The sequence below is a fragment of the Saezia sanguinis genome, assembly GCF_003991585.1.
Classification (GTDB): Bacteria; Pseudomonadota; Gammaproteobacteria; order Burkholderiales; family Burkholderiaceae_C; genus Saezia; species Saezia sanguinis.
In genome coordinates this window covers 97,870-113,512 of sequence record NZ_PQSP01000002.1, presented here as the reverse complement: position 1 = coordinate 113,512, position 15,643 = coordinate 97,870, and the positions used below count along the sequence as shown (strand labels likewise).

General features: G+C 52.1%; 14 protein-coding genes. 8 read left to right on the top strand and 6 right to left on the bottom strand.

The genetic code is table 11. The features are described from left to right. Window positions 1-123: 123 nt before the first annotated feature. From CUZ56_RS04640 to CUZ56_RS04625, 4 genes are all read left to right on the top strand, one after another. Window positions 124-1,701 carry a vWA domain-containing protein gene (locus tag CUZ56_RS04640; RefSeq protein ID WP_126978755.1) on the top strand — a complete coding sequence of 526 codons (1,578 nt, stop codon included), beginning with the start codon at window positions 124-126 and terminating at the stop codon, window positions 1,699-1,701. 341 nt (window positions 1,702-2,042) lie between these two features. Next, window positions 2,043-2,741 carry a hypothetical protein gene (locus CUZ56_RS04635; protein WP_126978753.1) on the top strand — a complete coding sequence of 233 codons (699 nt, stop codon included), beginning with the start codon at window positions 2,043-2,045 and terminating at the stop codon, window positions 2,739-2,741. Between the two features lie 192 nt (window positions 2,742-2,933). Beyond that, window positions 2,934-4,157, top strand: coding sequence for an RtcB family protein (locus tag CUZ56_RS04630; protein WP_126978751.1), 1,224 nt, complete (start codon window positions 2,934-2,936; stop codon window positions 4,155-4,157). Between the two features lie 264 nt (window positions 4,158-4,421). After that, complete coding sequence (locus CUZ56_RS04625; protein ID WP_126978749.1) at window positions 4,422-5,645, top strand: MFS transporter; 1,224 nt, start codon at window positions 4,422-4,424, stop codon at window positions 5,643-5,645. Between the two features lie 69 nt (window positions 5,646-5,714). Here the strand turns inward: CUZ56_RS04625 and CUZ56_RS04620 are convergent, their stop codons facing one another. Both CUZ56_RS04620 and glmS read right to left on the bottom strand, forming a co-directional pair. After that, window positions 5,715-6,458: an HNH endonuclease gene (locus CUZ56_RS04620; RefSeq protein WP_126978747.1), complete on the bottom strand. Its 744-nt coding sequence runs from the start codon at window positions 6,456-6,458 to the stop codon at window positions 5,715-5,717. Window position 6,459: 1 nt separating this feature from the next. Next, the gene (gene glmS / locus CUZ56_RS04615) at window positions 6,460-8,304 is read right to left on the bottom strand and encodes a glutamine--fructose-6-phosphate transaminase (isomerizing) (protein ID WP_126978745.1); all 1,845 of its coding nucleotides are present in this window, start codon (window positions 8,302-8,304) and stop codon (window positions 6,460-6,462) included. A gap of 207 nt (window positions 8,305-8,511) precedes the next feature. Between glmS and CUZ56_RS04610 the strand changes: the two genes are divergently transcribed. Together CUZ56_RS04610 and CUZ56_RS04605 are read left to right on the top strand one after the other, a co-directional pair. Then, complete coding sequence (locus CUZ56_RS04610) at window positions 8,512-8,973, top strand: Lrp/AsnC family transcriptional regulator (RefSeq protein ID WP_126978743.1); 462 nt, start codon at window positions 8,512-8,514, stop codon at window positions 8,971-8,973. Between the two features lie 316 nt (window positions 8,974-9,289). After that, window positions 9,290-9,973: a TMEM165/GDT1 family protein gene (locus CUZ56_RS04605; RefSeq protein WP_126978741.1), complete on the top strand. Its 684-nt coding sequence runs from the start codon at window positions 9,290-9,292 to the stop codon at window positions 9,971-9,973. Window positions 9,974-10,050: 77 nt separating this feature from the next. Here the strand turns inward: CUZ56_RS04605 and CUZ56_RS04600 are convergent, their stop codons facing one another. From CUZ56_RS04600 to CUZ56_RS04585, 4 genes are all read right to left on the bottom strand, one after another. Beyond that, window positions 10,051-10,842, bottom strand: a complete 792-nt coding sequence (locus CUZ56_RS04600) for an ABC transporter permease (protein ID WP_126978739.1) — start codon at window positions 10,840-10,842, stop codon at window positions 10,051-10,053. Between the two features lie 8 nt (window positions 10,843-10,850). Continuing rightward, window positions 10,851-11,660, bottom strand: a complete 810-nt coding sequence (locus tag CUZ56_RS04595) for an ABC transporter ATP-binding protein (RefSeq protein WP_126978737.1) — start codon at window positions 11,658-11,660, stop codon at window positions 10,851-10,853. Continuing rightward, window positions 11,653-12,693, bottom strand: coding sequence for an ABC transporter substrate-binding protein (locus CUZ56_RS04590; RefSeq protein WP_404948031.1), 1,041 nt, complete (start codon window positions 12,691-12,693; stop codon window positions 11,653-11,655). Before CUZ56_RS04590 ends, CUZ56_RS04595 begins: the two co-directional genes overlap by 8 nt. Before the next feature lie 401 nt (window positions 12,694-13,094). Next, on the bottom strand, window positions 13,095-13,535 hold the full coding sequence (locus tag CUZ56_RS04585) for a rhodanese-like domain-containing protein (protein ID WP_126978733.1): 441 nt from the start codon (window positions 13,533-13,535) through the stop codon (window positions 13,095-13,097). Window positions 13,536-13,631: 96 nt separating this feature from the next. On the opposite strand from CUZ56_RS04585, the gene CUZ56_RS04580 reads away from it, so the two are divergent. Together CUZ56_RS04580 and CUZ56_RS04575 are read left to right on the top strand one after the other, a co-directional pair. Then, entirely contained in the window at window positions 13,632-14,423 is a 792-nt protein-coding gene (locus CUZ56_RS04580) for a type III pantothenate kinase (RefSeq protein ID WP_126978731.1), read from the top strand. A 243-nt stretch (window positions 14,424-14,666) separates the two neighbouring features. Next, entirely contained in the window at window positions 14,667-15,641 is a 975-nt protein-coding gene (locus tag CUZ56_RS04575; protein ID WP_126978729.1) for a DnaJ C-terminal domain-containing protein, read from the top strand. Window positions 15,642-15,643: the final 2 nt, after the last annotated feature.

Here is a 15,643-nt window from a genome sequence, read left to right as displayed (position 1 = left end):
AGATAAAAATAATTTTTACTCATAAAAACAAAGCGTTAAAAACTTTTATGCATTATTTATCCATTCCTGGCATGCCTGTTGCAATACATAAAGCATAACAACAAGTTGAATGAGTGAATCAAAATGGTCAACATCAATGTATTTCAAACTTTTCGCGGAAAAGCCTTGCCGCAGGCAAATGCCAAAAACGAAGCCAATGCCATTGCTTACGCATTGAGCCCGCGGCATCGACTGGCGCAACTGGCAGCCACAGGTTGCCTGAACCAGACTTTTTACGCCAACGCCGAATCGCAACTGGATACAGTATTGGCTTTGACAAAAAACATGGAACCCGCATTCATTGCCAAAACAGCGGTTTATGCTCGCGAAGCAGGCTACATGAAAGACATGCCCGCCTTGCTAGCCGCAGTATTGGCCGTGCGTGATGTGCAATTGCTCTCGCAGGTATTTGGCCGTGTGATCAACAACGGCAAGATGCTGCGTAACTTTGTGCAGATCATGCGCAGCGGCGCTGTTGGACGTAAATCACTGGGAACCCGCCCTAAAAAGCTGGTGCAGCAATGGTTGCTGAACGCGTCTGAAAAACAGTTGCTGAACGCTGCCGTTGGTAACAACCCAACCCTGGCCGATGTCGTGAAAATGGTGCACCCTAAACCGGAGCAGGCGTGGCGTACCGCATGGTTTGCATGGTTGATCGGTCGTGATTACAACATGGCTGACCTGCCGCCTGCAACACAGACATTTGAACAGTTTAAACAGGCCCTTCGAAGCGGGCAACCGCTGCCCGCACTGCCTGATGTGCCGTTTCAGATGCTGACTGCACTGGAGGTGACAGATACGCAGTGGGCAGAAATTGCCCGCAAGGGGTCATGGCAGATGGTTCGGCAAAACCTGAACACATTTGCACGCCACGGAGTGTTTAAGCAAAAAGGCATGGCAGGTCTGGTTGCCGCAAAACTGCGGACCCGTAAAGCCATTGCCAACGCCAATGTAATGCCGTACCAGTTGATGTCCGCCTACAAAATGACGGGTGATACAGTGCCGCATGTGGTTCGGGAAGCGTTGCAGGATGCGATGGAAATCGCTCTGGCCAATGTGCCTGCGATCAATGGCCAGGTGGTGGTATGTCCTGATATTTCAGGCTCCATGCTCTCGCCTGCTACCGGCTATCGACGTGGTGCAACATCGTCTGTACGCTGCATTGATGTGGCTGCACTGGTTACCGCAGCCATGGTGCGCAAGAATCCGCAGACCAGAGTGTTGCCGTTTGAAAACGTTGTGCGCAAAATTAACCTGAATCTGCGGGATTCGGTTATGACCAACGCCGAAAAGCTGGCCAGCATGCCCGGAGGCGGAACCAATGTGAGTGCGCCACTGGCATGGTTGAATTCGAAAAATGCCAAAGTGGACCTGGTGATTCTGGTATCGGATAACGAATCGTGGCTGGATAACCGCGGCCACGGTGCAACGCAGACCATGCGTGAATGGGCGCAGATTAAAAACCGCTGCCCAAAAGCAAAACTGGTGTGCATTGATATCCAGCCATACGGGACCACGCAGGCGGCAGAACAGGCCGACATCATGAATGTGGGCGGGTTCTCAGACGCTGTGTTCGATACCATCGCCACATTTGCACAAAATGACGCTGGAGCCAACCACTGGGTTGATGTGATTGAAAACATTTCGTTGGCCCAGATTTAAAACCGAAATGCTGTTTTGATAACCGCAGCCTGTGCGGCACAAGTTGTGCAGGCTGCACTAAAAAAGATATTGAAAGAAAAAATACAAATCCGCTGCTGAATGCCTGGTGTGACTACATTCCTTTGTTACAGGCACAAACGTCTCACCAATTTGTTTGTCAGCAGTGTGGTTTGTTTTGTGATTGATCTGGTTTCGTTGCTAAAAGGGTGAATGCCAGAACAGGACTACATTTTGAGGAAATGCTTCCGTCTTGCTCACTCACTTGTCACTCTGATAGCAACTTACGGTTCAAGCTCATGTTTTCACCATGAATACAAAAACACACCATAAAGAGTATTGATATGTTTAATCCAAATGAATTGAAACACACGCTGGAAATCAAATCAAAGTCCTACAACACGTTAATGTGGATTAACAGCGTCATATACAAAAGCCGCTCCTTATCAAAAGTCCGGGCTTTTGCTGAAGTAGCTGTTGACACTGAAAAGTGGGTGAAACAACATTACGCTCTCATTCCTGAGCACTGCAAGCCTTTGCCTGAAGAAATACCTGCGTTCAGCCATTTGCTTCACTCTTACTTTCACATTTCTTTCGTTCTGACTGGAGATTTTAAAACGCCATATAGCACATTAAAACATGCTCTTCTTTTTGTATTTCGTGGCTTCTTTTACCTCTCTCTCAGACATGTCACCAAAGCCGATAAATTAGAGGCAGAAAAAATGATGATTGCCCAATTAGCTCATACAGCCGAAAGGCTGGGCTTAGAAACCGACCCTGAGCAACTGCAAACCATGCTGAAAGATAAAAGCCTGCATGAGCCTGTAGCAATATGTGCATATGCAACCGACCTGCTTCAAAGACAAAAGGGGCAAATCAATGGCGTACCTGTTTTAGCACTCTGGAGAAAATTTGCATGGAACCATCATGGCTCACCAAAGAAAAACTTTGAACTGATCGTTGATATGATCATGAATGCCCAACACTGCATCCAGAATGAATTACTTTTAAGGTTGCCGCCTTTAAAGCAGCCACTCAGTTGAAGTACCATTTTTTGAAAAGTGTTTGCAAATGCATGTGAAACTACACACTTTTAATGTCCGGGTCGCAGGTTCGAGTCCTGCCGTTGAGGGTGCCAGCCACCATCAACGTAGCTCAGTTGGTAGAGCAGGTGTTTCACAACCCCTTGTTGCAGGCACTTTTCTCCTTATTTCCAATAGAAAATAAAATATATCATGACATCACAAAATAACTATCTTGAAGAACCTGTCGAAAACGGCGTACCACTGAAAATGTGGGTAAAAGGCGTTCCTGTGGAACCAGGGGCCCGTGAGCAGTTGAAAAACGCTGCGCGCCTGCCCGTGGTGTTCAAACACATTGCCGCCATGCCCGATGTGCATGTGGGTAAAGGTGCGACAGTCGGCTCTGTTATTCCTACCATCAAGGCCATTATTCCGGCTGCGGTGGGTGTGGATATTGGTTGCGGCATGATGGCCTGCCGCACCACGCTGCGCGCAGAAGACCTGCCGGATAATCTGGCACCGCTGCGTAAAGCCATTGAAAAAAGTATTCCGCATGGTCGCGAGCCCGGCCCGCGTGACCCAGGCGCATGGAACCGGCCACCTTCTGCCGTTGATAACGCCTGGGCACAACTGCAACCGGAATTCAAAGCCATTTGCGAAGACTACCCCAAACTGGAGAAAACCAACAACTACACCCATTTGGGAACTCTAGGAACAGGCAACCATTTCATTGAAGTGTGCCTGGACGAAACAGGTTTTGTCTGGTTCATGCTGCACTCCGGCTCACGCGGTGTAGGCAATGCGATTGGCACATTGTTTATCAATCTAGCCAAAGAAGATGCCATACGCAATGACGTGCACCTGCCGGATCAGAACCTGGCGTATCTGGAAGAAGGTTCACACTACTTTGGCGACTATGTGCGTGCGGTCAACTGGGCGCAGAAGTTTGCCCGGATGAACCGCGAAGTGATGATGCAGCGTGTGATTGGCGCTACCCGTGAAATCATCACCAAGCCGTTTGAAACGCATGTAGAAGCGGTCAACTGCCACCACAATTATGTGCAAAAAGAACATCACTTCGGTGCAGATGTTTTTGTTACACGCAAAGGTGCGGTGAGCGCCAAGGCCGGAGAGCTGGGAATCATTCCGGGCAGCATGGGTGCGTGCAGCTACATTGTGCGCGGTAAGGGCAACCCGGAAAGCTTTACCAGCTGCTCACACGGCGCAGGTCGCGTCATGAGCCGTACTGCGGCCAAAAAAGCTTTTACGCTGGCAGACCACAAAGCAGCCACCGCCGGTGTGGAGTGCCGAAAAGACGAGGCCGTTATTGATGAAACGCCACAAGCGTATAAAAACATTGACGCTGTCATGCAGGCGCAGCAGGATCTGGTTGAGGTTGTGCATACCCTCAAGCAGGTGGTGTGCGTGAAAGGGTGACTTTGAGCGGATGTGGTTTCCATACTGCATTCGCTCACGTATCAAACTATTTTTGTACCTATAGTTTTGTCAGCATGAAATCCACCGGTAAAAAATGCAAACGACCCAGTCACAACTGCATCACCTTGGGTCAGGTTATTTTTTATCGCGTGCAGGGCATGCACATTGATATGCACGCCCCTTGAGAAGGGGCCGTGATGTAGAATCGGAAATTCAGGACACAGTACGCTTTCAATTGATCTGCCCTGAACAACACACCGATTCATGCACAGCGACAAAAACTCCCACATCAGCATACTGGCAATCATCACCGCCTTATGCCTGCTGGGAGACTCTATGCTTTACATTGTGCTGCCGGTTTATTACCAGCAAGTCGGACTCAGTTCGCTGTGGGAAGTCGGCATTGTTCTGTCGGTTAACCGGCTGGTGCGCCTGCCACTCAATCCGCTCATTGGCTGGTTTTATAACCACATCAGTGAGCGCACCGGCATACTCATCGCTGTAGCACTTGCTGTGCTGACCACCATAGCTTATGGCTGGCTGCCGGGGCTGGTGTGGTGGATTGTGGCCCGTTGCCTGTGGGGTGTTGCCTGGACGCTGTTACGACTGGGCGCGCTTTTCAGCATCTTGCGGGTCAGCACCACAGAAAACCGCGGACAACTGACAGGCAAGTACAACGGCCTGTACCGCCTGGGCAGCCTTGGTGGCATGTTGCTGGGCGGGTTGCTGGCTGACCTGATCGGTTTTCAAAATACGGTATTGATTTTCGGCGCCGTAACCGCCTGTGCGGGTTTTCTGGCATTTTCCCGGTTGCCCAAAAGCATGGCAACATCCGAAACAACAGTTACAAAACAGCGCAGTGTCATCAGAGCTTTCGCTGAACTGGTCGGACAACCCCACGTGTTGTGGATCATGGCCAGTGGCGCTGCCGTTGCGTTTGTTACACAAGGTGTCATTGCTTCAACGTTAAGCCGGCTGATTAACACGCACACAAATGGAGACATCACCATCTGGGGCATGATGCTGGGTGCAGCGACATTGGCCGGATTTTTTCAGGCCCTGCGCTGGGGCTGGGAACCATGGCTTGCTCCCTTTGTCGGCCAACTGTCAGACCAGCGCTTCACGCGTACAGGCATGATGTATGCCACATTCGGCGTTGGCGCTGCCGGTATGCTGTTGCTGGCATTGAACCTGCCATTGTTTCTGTGGTTTTTATGCCTGCTGATCGTGCAACTGATTGCCACGATTCTCAATACGGTGACTGAAGCCCTGGCCTCGGACACGGCATCCAAAAACGGTGGGCGGGCATTGCTCATGAGCTTTGCACTGATGGTCGATGTTGGCGCTGCGATTGGCCCGCTGGTGGCCTACTTCATGAATGCCTACTGGGGCATTAACTCCGTTTATCTTCTGTGCGCTTTGCTGTTTTTGGTTCTCTGCCTGAAGTGGTATTTTTATCAGAGAAAGACAAAGCCGGTTTCCAATTAACAAATGGCAGCGAAGACCGTGTATAGACAGTGATATACGACCGGCTCCCTGCTGTTGAACTTTACCTTATTATTGCCTCACCAATGAAATTAACTCATCGAGAGAAAGCCATGGACGCTTAGCGTGTACCACTCTATGACAATTTGGACACAGTAAAACCAAATCCTCTATTTTTGTTTTACTATGCTCACCCAATGTATGAATTGGCTTTGTATGGTGAACATCTATCAACCCCTTACCTGCCTCACCATACTTTTCTGCAAAATCAAAATGACACGCAAAACAAAATAGCTTCCCGTATTTTTTCAATACATTATTTTTTACTTGTTTCACTAATTTAGGGTTACGCTCTCGAATACGATGCATGCGCGTTAATACACGCCCTTCTGATGCTTCGCTCATTTCCCAATCCTCACTTAACTCTATGTTAAGTTTTTCGGGCTCGCTGACTGCAATCGCTTGGCGAATTGCGTGCGCTACGACAGAAAGCTGATTTGGTTGATGGGCAAATTCATCCCATACAACTATTTCTTCTTTATTTCCTGCAGTTAACCCTTTTTTACCTTCGTTAATATACAGAGGATCTAAACGGCGAAAATTCATCAACTTCATAGAAACCCCGTTCGGGTTTCTATATGTAGCGTTGTCTTTGGTGCGTTGAAGCATCACCCCCATTTGATTAAGCAAATGTGATAACTCTATAACTGAAGCACTTTTAGGTCCTGGTAAAGATTGACGACATTTAAAATACAAATCCAACGCCAGAATAAGCTCATCTCTTATCCAGGGTGGATTGCGCGACGTCTTTCTCATTTCACTCCACCGTCACACTCTTGGCCAAATTGCGCGGCTTGTCCACATCAGTACCACGTGCGCCGGCGGTATGGTAAGCCAGCAATTGCAGCGGCACCACATGCAGTATCGGTGAGAGTTGCCCGTAGTGCTCCGGCATGTGGATGGCATGGACACCCGGCTCACTGTCAATCTGCGTACCACCATCGGCGAACACATACAGTTGCCCGCCACGCGCGCGCACTTCCTGCATGTTGCTCTTGAGTTTTTCCAGCAACTCATCGTTGGGCGCTACCACCACCACCGGCATCTGGTCAGTCACCAAGGCCAGTGGCCCGTGTTTCAACTCACCCGCCGGATAACCCTCTGCATGGATATAGCTGATCTCTTTGAGTTTTAGCGCGCCTTCCAGCGCTATCGGGTAATGCAAACCGCGCCCCAGAAACAGCGCATTTTCTTTACGGGCAAAAGTTTCCGCCCATGCCATGATCTGCGGCTCCAGCGCCAACACGGCCTGCAATGCATTGGGCAGGTGCCGCATGGCAGTCAGGTATTTTTCTTCATGCTCGGCAGGCAAGCGTTCTTTGACTTTGGCCAGTGTCAGGGTTAACAAAAACAGCGCAGCAAGTTGCGTGGTAAACGCTTTGGTCGACGCCACACCAATTTCAACCCCGGCACGGGTCACATACGACAGCTTGCATTCGCGCACCATAGCGCTGGTCGCCACATTGCAAATCGTCAGTGTTTGAAACATGCTCATCGACTGTGCATGGCGCAATGCGGCCAATGTATCCGCCGTTTCTCCGCTTTGGCTGATGGTGACCACCAGTGTTTTCGGATTAGGCACACTGTAGCGATAGCGGTATTCGCTGGCAATTTCCACTGTGGTTGGAATGCGCGCAATGCCCTCCAGCCAGTAGCGTGCCGTCATGCCGGCATAATAGCTGGTGCCGCAGGCCAGAATCAGGATGGAATCAATGTCTTTGAAAACTGTTTTTGCATCTTCGCCAAACAGAGTCGGAGAAATGCCTGCCACACCCTCCAGCGTATCGGCAATGGCACGGGGCTGTTCAAAAATTTCTTTTTGCATGTAGTGGCGGTACGGTCCCAGTTCCGCTGCCCCCGTATGCGCATGAACCGTACGCGGCAGACGCTCGGCCGATTTACCCTGCGCATCCAGCACCCAGTAGCGGTCGGTCTGCACATCAACCACATCGCCGTCTTCCAGATAAACGATCTGGTCTGACACGCCAACCAGCGCCATAGCGTCGGATGCCAGAAAGTTTTCTCTCTCTCCCACACCCAGCACCAGTGGCGAGCCCTGCCGTGCACCCACCAGGCGGTGCGGTTCATCGGCACAGAAAACGGCAATGGCATATGCCCCCCGCAATTGCGAGCGAACCTGCTGTACCGCTTCAAACAGGTCGCCCTGGTAGTGATAGTCAACCAGGTGCGCAATCACTTCTGAATCGGTCTGGCTGCTGAAGTGGTAGCCCTTTTGTTGCAGTTCGCTGCGCAACGCCTCATAATTTTCAATGATGCCGTTATGGACCACGGCCACCCGGGCCCGGACTTTGTCGCCCTGATGAATCCCAAATGAAAAATGCGGGTGCGCATTGTCGGTCACCGGTGCACCATGTGTTGCCCAGCGGGTGTGTGCAATGCCGGTTACGCCATTCAGCCCCGTCTGCTGTATCTGCTGTTCCAGTTCAGAAACGCGAGCCGTACTGCGCGCGCGTTTGAGCTCACCATCCTGATGCACCGCCACACCACACGAGTCATAGCCGCGGTATTCCAGCCGTTTAAGCCCCTCGATCAATACCGGAACAATATTGTGATAACTGACTGCCCCTACAATGCCGCACATGGTTGACCTCTTTTCTGCTACTGCTATGTGTGCCAATGTCCTGGCACTTATCGTTTCAAATTGTCAATATCTTACTCAACCCGCAGAAAAATGTGCTTTCATATATCATACAAATATGAAATTTATTTTCACTCAATATAGATTAAGAAATATAATTTCATTTTTTAAATAAAAAAGAAATTATATTTATATTGTTGATTGACAGCCATGGATAGCATTGATCTGAAATTATTGCATTTGCTGCAAACAGATGCCTCTTTAACCCAGCGGCAACTGGCTGAAAAAGTGCATATCTCTGCGGCAACAGCGTTAAGGCGCATTAATCGCCTGAAGCAGACCGGGCATATTGAACGGCAGGTTGCCATTCTCAGTCCGGCCCGGCTGGGTGCTTACCTGCAGGTGATCGCCGAAATCACACTGGACCGGCAGGATAGCGCTGCACAAGATGAATTTGACGCCCTGGTCGCCTCGGTAGATGCCGTACAGCAGTGCTACCGCGTCAGCGCAGGGCCGGATTTTATACTGGTGATCACTGTGGCAGACATGGCGGCTTATCAGGCCCTGGCCCATGACGTGTTCTCTGCCCACCACAATGTACGCAATGTGCGTGCTTTCTTCTGCACCCAGCGCAGCAAGTTCACGACCCAACTGCCTCTGCCTGCGCCCTGAACGCACAATGTGCCTCCTGACAGTCAGGCATTTCACTCTTTTTAAATAAAGCCATTACAATGGCGCTACTCCTGTGGGGAGTAGCCGCTGTAATCGTTGGGCCGAACAGGCCGGCAGATTGCAGGATCGCGTCAACATGCTTGCTGTACTGATCAGCATGGCGCGTTTGGTTCCAGCAGAGGCCTTCAGCTTAATGCATTCAAGGCTGCATGCGGTTCTGGCGAGACCATAGCGAGATTATCCTGTTGCCGGGTTGGGCCGGGGTAATCGCGCTTTTGTTGTCTCTTGCCCAGCCCATGATACTGCTCACAACTCAATGGAAGCTTTTCTCACCTCTGCCGGCCTGGTTACGCTGGGCGAAATCGGCGATAAGACACAACTTCTGGCACTGATGCTGGCCGCACGTTTCCGCCGTCCCTGGATCATTGTGCTGGGTATTCTGTGCGCCACTTTGCTTAACCACACACTGGCAGGCCTGCTGGGCGGCTGGATACGTACCACCCTGTCCCCGGATGTACTGCGCTGGGTATTGGGCGGTGCCTTTATTGCCATGGGCGTATGGGTATTGGTTCCCGACAAACTGGATGATACCGGTGAACAGGAAAACGCTTCGGCACCCAAGAACGCCTGGACGGTATTTCTGGTCACGCTGACAACGTTCTTTCTGGCTGAAATGGGCGATAAAACCCAGTTGGCAACCGTTGGTCTGGCAGCGCACTTTGACTCCCTGACCGGTGTGATTGCAGGCACCACATTGGGTATGCTGATTGCCGATGTGCCTGCCGTCTGGCTCGGTCACACCGCGGCACACAAAATGCCGTTGAAACTGATCCGCGGCATTGCGGCCCTGTTTTTTGTAGGCATCGGCGTGTGGGTGCTGTGGTTTGGCGTCGGTAAGCCTGAGGCACCGGTGGCTTCTTCACTGCACACACCGGCAGCGCACGCGCTCACCTCCTGGCAACCCCTATTGCAAGCATCTGTTTTATATATCCAAACGTGAGACCACACACCACCCCATCAAAAAGGGCACTTGCGTGCCTTTTTTTGCAGAGAATTATCATGTGCCATCATGATGGGTCACATGGATGACCCGGCATTGTTATTGGGCTGCCATTTCAGCAGCCGCTTTTCTACCAGTGTCACCATATAGTCCAGCACCAGTGCACACAGTGTCAGCACGATAATGCCGGCAACCACCGTATTGGTATCAAAGCTGCCTTCGGCCTGTAAAATCAGGTGCCCCACCCCGCGGTAAGACCCCAGGTATTCACCCACCACCGCCCCGACAAACGCCATGCCCACAGATGTATGCAGGCTGGAAAACACCCAACTGGTGGCGGAAGGCAGGTAGACATAGCGCAATAACTGCCGGCGGTTAGCCCCCAGCATACGCGCATTGTTCAGCAACACAGAACTGACCTCGCGTATGCCCTGGTAGACATTAAAAAACACGATGAAAAAAACCAGTGTGAACGCCAAGGCAACTTTGGATTCCACATCCAGCCCGAACCACAGCGCAAAAATAGGCGCCAGAATGACACGCGGCATGGAATTGGCTGCGGTAATGTACGGCGCCAGAATTTCGCTGGCCCGCCGGGAAAGCCCCAGCCACAACCCCACCGCCAGCCCGGCAGCAGTGCCCAGCACAAATGCAAGTACGGTTTCAATCATGGTCACAGCCAAGTGCTCATAAATGTCATGCTCAACGACAAACCAGTCCCAGATGCGCCGCGCCACCTCAAGCGGCTCACCGAAATACATGACCCAGGTCTGGTTGCGCGACACACCCCACCAGACACCAATTAAAACAACCAGCACCAGAACCTGCCACACCCGCAGCATGACCCGTTGACGCACGTATTCAGACATGTTTTTACTCACTTTTTCTTTTGCTGAGCGTAGCCTTTAAGCACTTCTTCCCGCAGCTCCGCCCAGATGGCTTCATGCAGTTCGACAAAACGCGGGTCCGTTCGGATTTCGGCCACATGGCGCGGGCGCGGCAGATCAATTTCAAACTCGCCGATCGGGTGTGTGGCCGGCCCGGCTGAGAGCACCACCACCCGGTCACTCATGGCAATGGCCTCGTCCAGGTCATGCGTGATGAACAGCACGGCCTTGCGCTCTTTCATCCAGATATCCAGCACTTCGTCTTCCATCAACTGTCGTGTCTGGATATCAAGCGCGGAAAACGGCTCATCCATCAAAATAATATCTGGGTTGCGAATCAGCACCTGTGCCAGCATGGTACGCTTGCGCATACCGCCAGACATTTCATGCGGATAGCGGTCTTCAAAACCGTTTAAGCCCACACGCTGCATCCACTCCAGCCCCAACGCACGTGCAGCCGATTTGGCCGTACCTCCAAACTCAAGCCCGGCAGTCACATTATCCAAAGCATTGCGCCAAGGCATCAGTGACTCGCCCTGGAACATATAGCCTGCTCTTTTGTTCAGCCCCGTCAGCGGCTGACCAAACACCTGCACGCTGCCCTGCGTGGGCTGTAACAGGCCGGCACCCACATTCAGCAACGTGGACTTACCGCACCCGGTAGGCCCCACCACAGAAACAAATTCGCCGGCCGCAATATGCAGCGTGACATCCTTCACCGCTGTATAGGACTGTCCGGCATGGTCACGTGCAGGAAAAGTACACGTGACCTGATTCAAAGAAAGCGCAATATCAGGCATTGGGATACTTCTGGTTAGCAACTCGGACAAAGTCATTGGTCCAGGCCTTGGCTGTATCCACCTTATCGGCTTCAAACCTGGGCGTAAATGCTGCCAGCACCTTCAGTGCGGTTTGTGCGCCATCTTCCGGGAACATGCCGTCAGGAGACAGCCCCTGCAGGTTATGACCCAGCGACGTTTTGTAAAGCGCCGGGTCGCCCAGCAGGTAAGCAGAAGGAACGGTTTTGGCAATTTCTTCCACCCCGGCCTGCTGAATCCATTTGTCTGCACGCACAATGGCGTTGGTAAGCGCCTGGGTCACATTGTGCTTTTTAACGATAAAGTCTTCCGGCGCATACAAGCAGCTTGAGGGCATTTCGCCACCATACAAATCGATCGTTTCCTGCACCGAGCGCGTATCCACCACCACGGTCATTTCATCGCCACCCACCAGCATGGAGGTCACCGGGTCCAGGCTGGTAATGGCATCAATCTGCCCGCTGCGCATGGCATTGAGCGCGCTCACACCAGTACCCACACCGACAAATGAAACATCTTTTGGATTAATGCCATGTTTGGTAAGCAGCAGACTGGCCATCACGTTGGTGGATGAGCCCGGGGCGCTCACACCAATGCGCTTGCCTTTGAGCTCTGCCACAGATTTGTAATCTGGCATGGTCTTTTTCGACACGCCAAACACAATCAGCGGCGTGCGGCCCTGGGCCACAAACGCGCGGAAAGGCTGCCCTTTGGCATGCATGGAGATGGTGTGCTCAAACGCCCCTGACACCACGTCCGCACTCCCCCCAAGCACAGCCTGTAATGACTTGGAGCCACCGGCAAAATCAACAATCTTGACCTGCAGCCCCTCATCCTTGAAAAACCCTTTTTCTTCGGCAATAGACAGTGGCAGGTAATAGAACAGCGGTTTACCGCCCACTGCGATAGTGATTTTTTCCTGCTCCAGTGATTGCGCCCGCAGAATTGCCGGGAACCCCATGGCTGCCGTACTGGCTGCAGCCCAGGCGATGGCCTGACGACGTGTGATTTTCAACATAATCTCCTTTTACATGTATCTCTGATTTTCAGCGCCCGGTAATCGTAACAATACCATCTAGCCGCCGAACAGCCGTTCCCCCAAATGAATGAAAGCCAGGATCTTTTCAGATTCTGACTTAACGAACCTATTCAGGGTGCTACCAATGCTCTACTTGTAGCAAAGACCAATGTCATGACAGGATTTCTTTTGAAAATCCGCGTGCAGGCTTTGACAAATACGTTAATGCTTGTCACCGTGGGGCTCTGGCTTTAAAAAGCCGCCCCGCGTCAGCCTGATATCTCTATCGAGCCATTTTCCTCAAAAATGAACAATTTTTCAATTGCACAAGACCACGCAGGCGGAATCCGGAGGGTACTTTTAGCTTTATCTGTTGTTTTGCCATGCAAAACCCGTGCTTACCCCTGCTGCCACGGCAAGTCCAGGGAGCGCCAGCCGGAAACGGTGTTACGGTGCCCGTGGGCATCCAGTACGCCTTCAAAACCATCCAGGATGTTATACGCTGCCGTGTATCCCAGCGCCGTGGCCCGTTGCGCAGCAAAAACCGAGCGCTGGCCTGAGCGGCATAAAAACAACAGCGGCCGGGTCAGATCGGGCGCAACCTCCTCCAAACGGTGATCAAACTGCTCATTGCCCACCATGCCGGGCCATTCTTTCCATGCGATATGTACTCCCCCTGGCACGTACCCAACCCATGCCAGCTCCGCACTGGTACGCACGTCAATAAGCAGCGCTTTATCCTGGTGCACCCATTCCCAGGCCTTCTGGGGTGTAATATCCCCGGCATAACCTGCGGCAGGACGGATATCCTGAGGGCTAAATGGCTTTTGATCATTCATTTTGAATTTCTCCTGCGTGATTTTTATGAACTTATTCTAGACATATCCTATACTACCCCTTAGACAATCTGGTTTCTACTGCATAACGTTCCCCCCATGACACTGCTCGCTATCGACATCGGAAACACCCGTCTCAAATGGGCTTTGTATCAGCGCCCCGGTATCTGCCAGTCGCCTCTGGCGCAAGGTGCAGTATTTCTTGAGCGCATTGAAGAGCTGGGGGAAAAGGACTGGCGCAATCTGCCTCAGCCCGTTCATGTGCTGGGTTGTTGCGTTGCGGCAGAAGCCGCGAAAATCAGCGTCAATACCCAACTGGAAGAACGCTGGCGCATCACCCCGGTGTGGGCACAAGTGCGTGAACAGCAATGTGGCGTGAGCAACAATTATGACTTTCCGACCCGTTTAGGCATCGACCGCTGGATGGCGCTCATTGGCGTGCGCCAGCGCCTGCAGGCTGAACAGCAGACCTGCCCGGCCGTTGTCGTCATGGTGGGCACAGCGGTTACGGTAGATGCGCTGACCGCCGAAGGGCAATTCCTTGGCGGTCTGATCATGCCCGGGTACGGCATCATGATGCATGCATTGCAAAGCGGTACCGCCGGACTGCACGTTCCTACCGGGGAAGTGCACACATTTCCCACCAATACCAGTGACGCACTGGCCACAGGCGGCACTTATGCCATCACAGGTGCCATTGAGCGCATGGCACACAACCTGCAACAACATACTCAGCAGGAACCCCGCATCTATCTGACCGGTGGCGCAGCCTGGAAAGTAGCGCCCAGCCTGACACGGCCATTCACGCTGGCTGAATCACTGATTTTTGACGGCCTGCTTTCTGTGGCCGCAGAAACGTGGACCACATCCCCACCGATATTGGCAGCCTAAAACATCTGGTGTTATCTTTTCGCTAGCCTTGTCTGGCACCAGCCAATACCATATTTCTTCAATGGGTTTGTCTCATCCGTACGATACCGGAAAAGGCTCTATTTCCGGCTATTTCCATTGGCCGGCACCGTATTGATTTTTCTGCTTTTGCTCCCACCTCTATTGCATATGTAAATAAAGCGGATAAACTGGTCTGCATACATTTCACCAGGTTTATTCCACCGCACGTCTCAAGCAATCATCATGGACTTCAAAGACTATTACAAAATTCTCGGCATTGACAAGGCAGCCTCCGGCGACGATATCCGCAAAGCATATCGCAAGCTGGTTCGTAAATATCACCCCGATGTGAGCAAAGAGCCGGATGCACAGGAACGCATGCGTGACGTGAATGAAGCCAATGATGTCCTGGGTGATGCAGAAAAGCGCAAAGCCTATGACACCTTGTATGACCGCGCCAAAAACGGTAAGGCGCAATGGTCGGACGGTAATTTCCAGCCGCCACCGGGATGGGATGAAGGATTTACTTTCCGCAGCAGCACTGGGGCAGCCGATGAGGCCGGTTTCAGCGACTTTTTTTCATCCCTGTTCGGCTCCATGCGCCAGGGCGGCAGACCACAAGGCGGAGCCAGAGCCGGTGCTCAAACACACTTTCGCGTGCCAGGGGAAGACCAGCATGCCAGTATTGAAATTTCCCTGGAAGACGCACTGCAAGGTGCACAACGTGACATCACCTTACGCAATCTGGCAGAAGATGGCGTAGGCATGATGCAATGGCAGCCACGTACTTTACGGGTCAAGATTCCCGCAGGTACCCACCAGGGCCAGTTCATACGCCTGAGCGGCCAGGGTCTGCCTGGGCGGGGCGGGGCTCCCAATGGGGACCTGTATCTGGAAGTGCATATTGCACCCCATCCTCTGTACCAGGTTGAAAACAAAGATATTTACATGAAGCTGCCGGTTACCCCCACTGAAGCGGCGCTGGGAACAGAACTACAGGTTCCGCTGCCGGACGGGCAGAAGGTCAATATCAAAATTCCGCCCAATACCAAAAACAGCAGCAAATTGCGCGTCAAGGACCGGGGCTTTCCAGGCAACCCGGCAGGGCATTTGTATCTGAACATTGAAGTGGTACTGCCTGCTGCCAACACAGAGGCAGCCAAACAGGCATACCGTGCATTGGCAGAAGCCGCCCCGCTGAACCCAAGGTCATTTTGATG

Bases quoted from the DNA above. Each gene is read 5' to 3' on its own strand.
- CUZ56_RS04600 (WP_126978739.1), bottom strand. From the start codon at position 10,842: ATGTCTGAATACGTGCGTCAACGGGTCATGCTGCGGGTGTGGCAGGTT.
- CUZ56_RS04625 (WP_126978749.1), top strand. From the start codon at position 4,422: ATGCACAGCGACAAAAACTCCCACATCAGCATACTGGCAATCATCACC.
- glmS (WP_126978745.1), bottom strand. From the start codon at position 8,304: ATGTGCGGCATTGTAGGGGCAGTCAGTTATCACAATATTGTTCCGGTA.
- CUZ56_RS04630 (WP_126978751.1), top strand. From the start codon at position 2,934: ATGACATCACAAAATAACTATCTTGAAGAACCTGTCGAAAACGGCGTA.
- CUZ56_RS04595 (WP_126978737.1), bottom strand. From the start codon at position 11,660: ATGCCTGATATTGCGCTTTCTTTGAATCAGGTCACGTGTACTTTTCCT.
- CUZ56_RS04640 (WP_126978755.1), top strand. From the start codon at position 124: ATGGTCAACATCAATGTATTTCAAACTTTTCGCGGAAAAGCCTTGCCG.
- CUZ56_RS04580 (WP_126978731.1), top strand. From the start codon at position 13,632: ATGACACTGCTCGCTATCGACATCGGAAACACCCGTCTCAAATGGGCT.
- CUZ56_RS04635 (WP_126978753.1), top strand. From the start codon at position 2,043: ATGTTTAATCCAAATGAATTGAAACACACGCTGGAAATCAAATCAAAG.
- CUZ56_RS04605 (WP_126978741.1), top strand. From the start codon at position 9,290: ATGGAAGCTTTTCTCACCTCTGCCGGCCTGGTTACGCTGGGCGAAATC.
- CUZ56_RS04620 (WP_126978747.1), bottom strand. From the start codon at position 6,458: ATGAGAAAGACGTCGCGCAATCCACCCTGGATAAGAGATGAGCTTATT.
- CUZ56_RS04585 (WP_126978733.1), bottom strand. From the start codon at position 13,535: ATGAATGATCAAAAGCCATTTAGCCCTCAGGATATCCGTCCTGCCGCA.
- CUZ56_RS04575 (WP_126978729.1), top strand. From the start codon at position 14,667: ATGGACTTCAAAGACTATTACAAAATTCTCGGCATTGACAAGGCAGCC.
- CUZ56_RS04610 (WP_126978743.1), top strand. From the start codon at position 8,512: ATGGATAGCATTGATCTGAAATTATTGCATTTGCTGCAAACAGATGCC.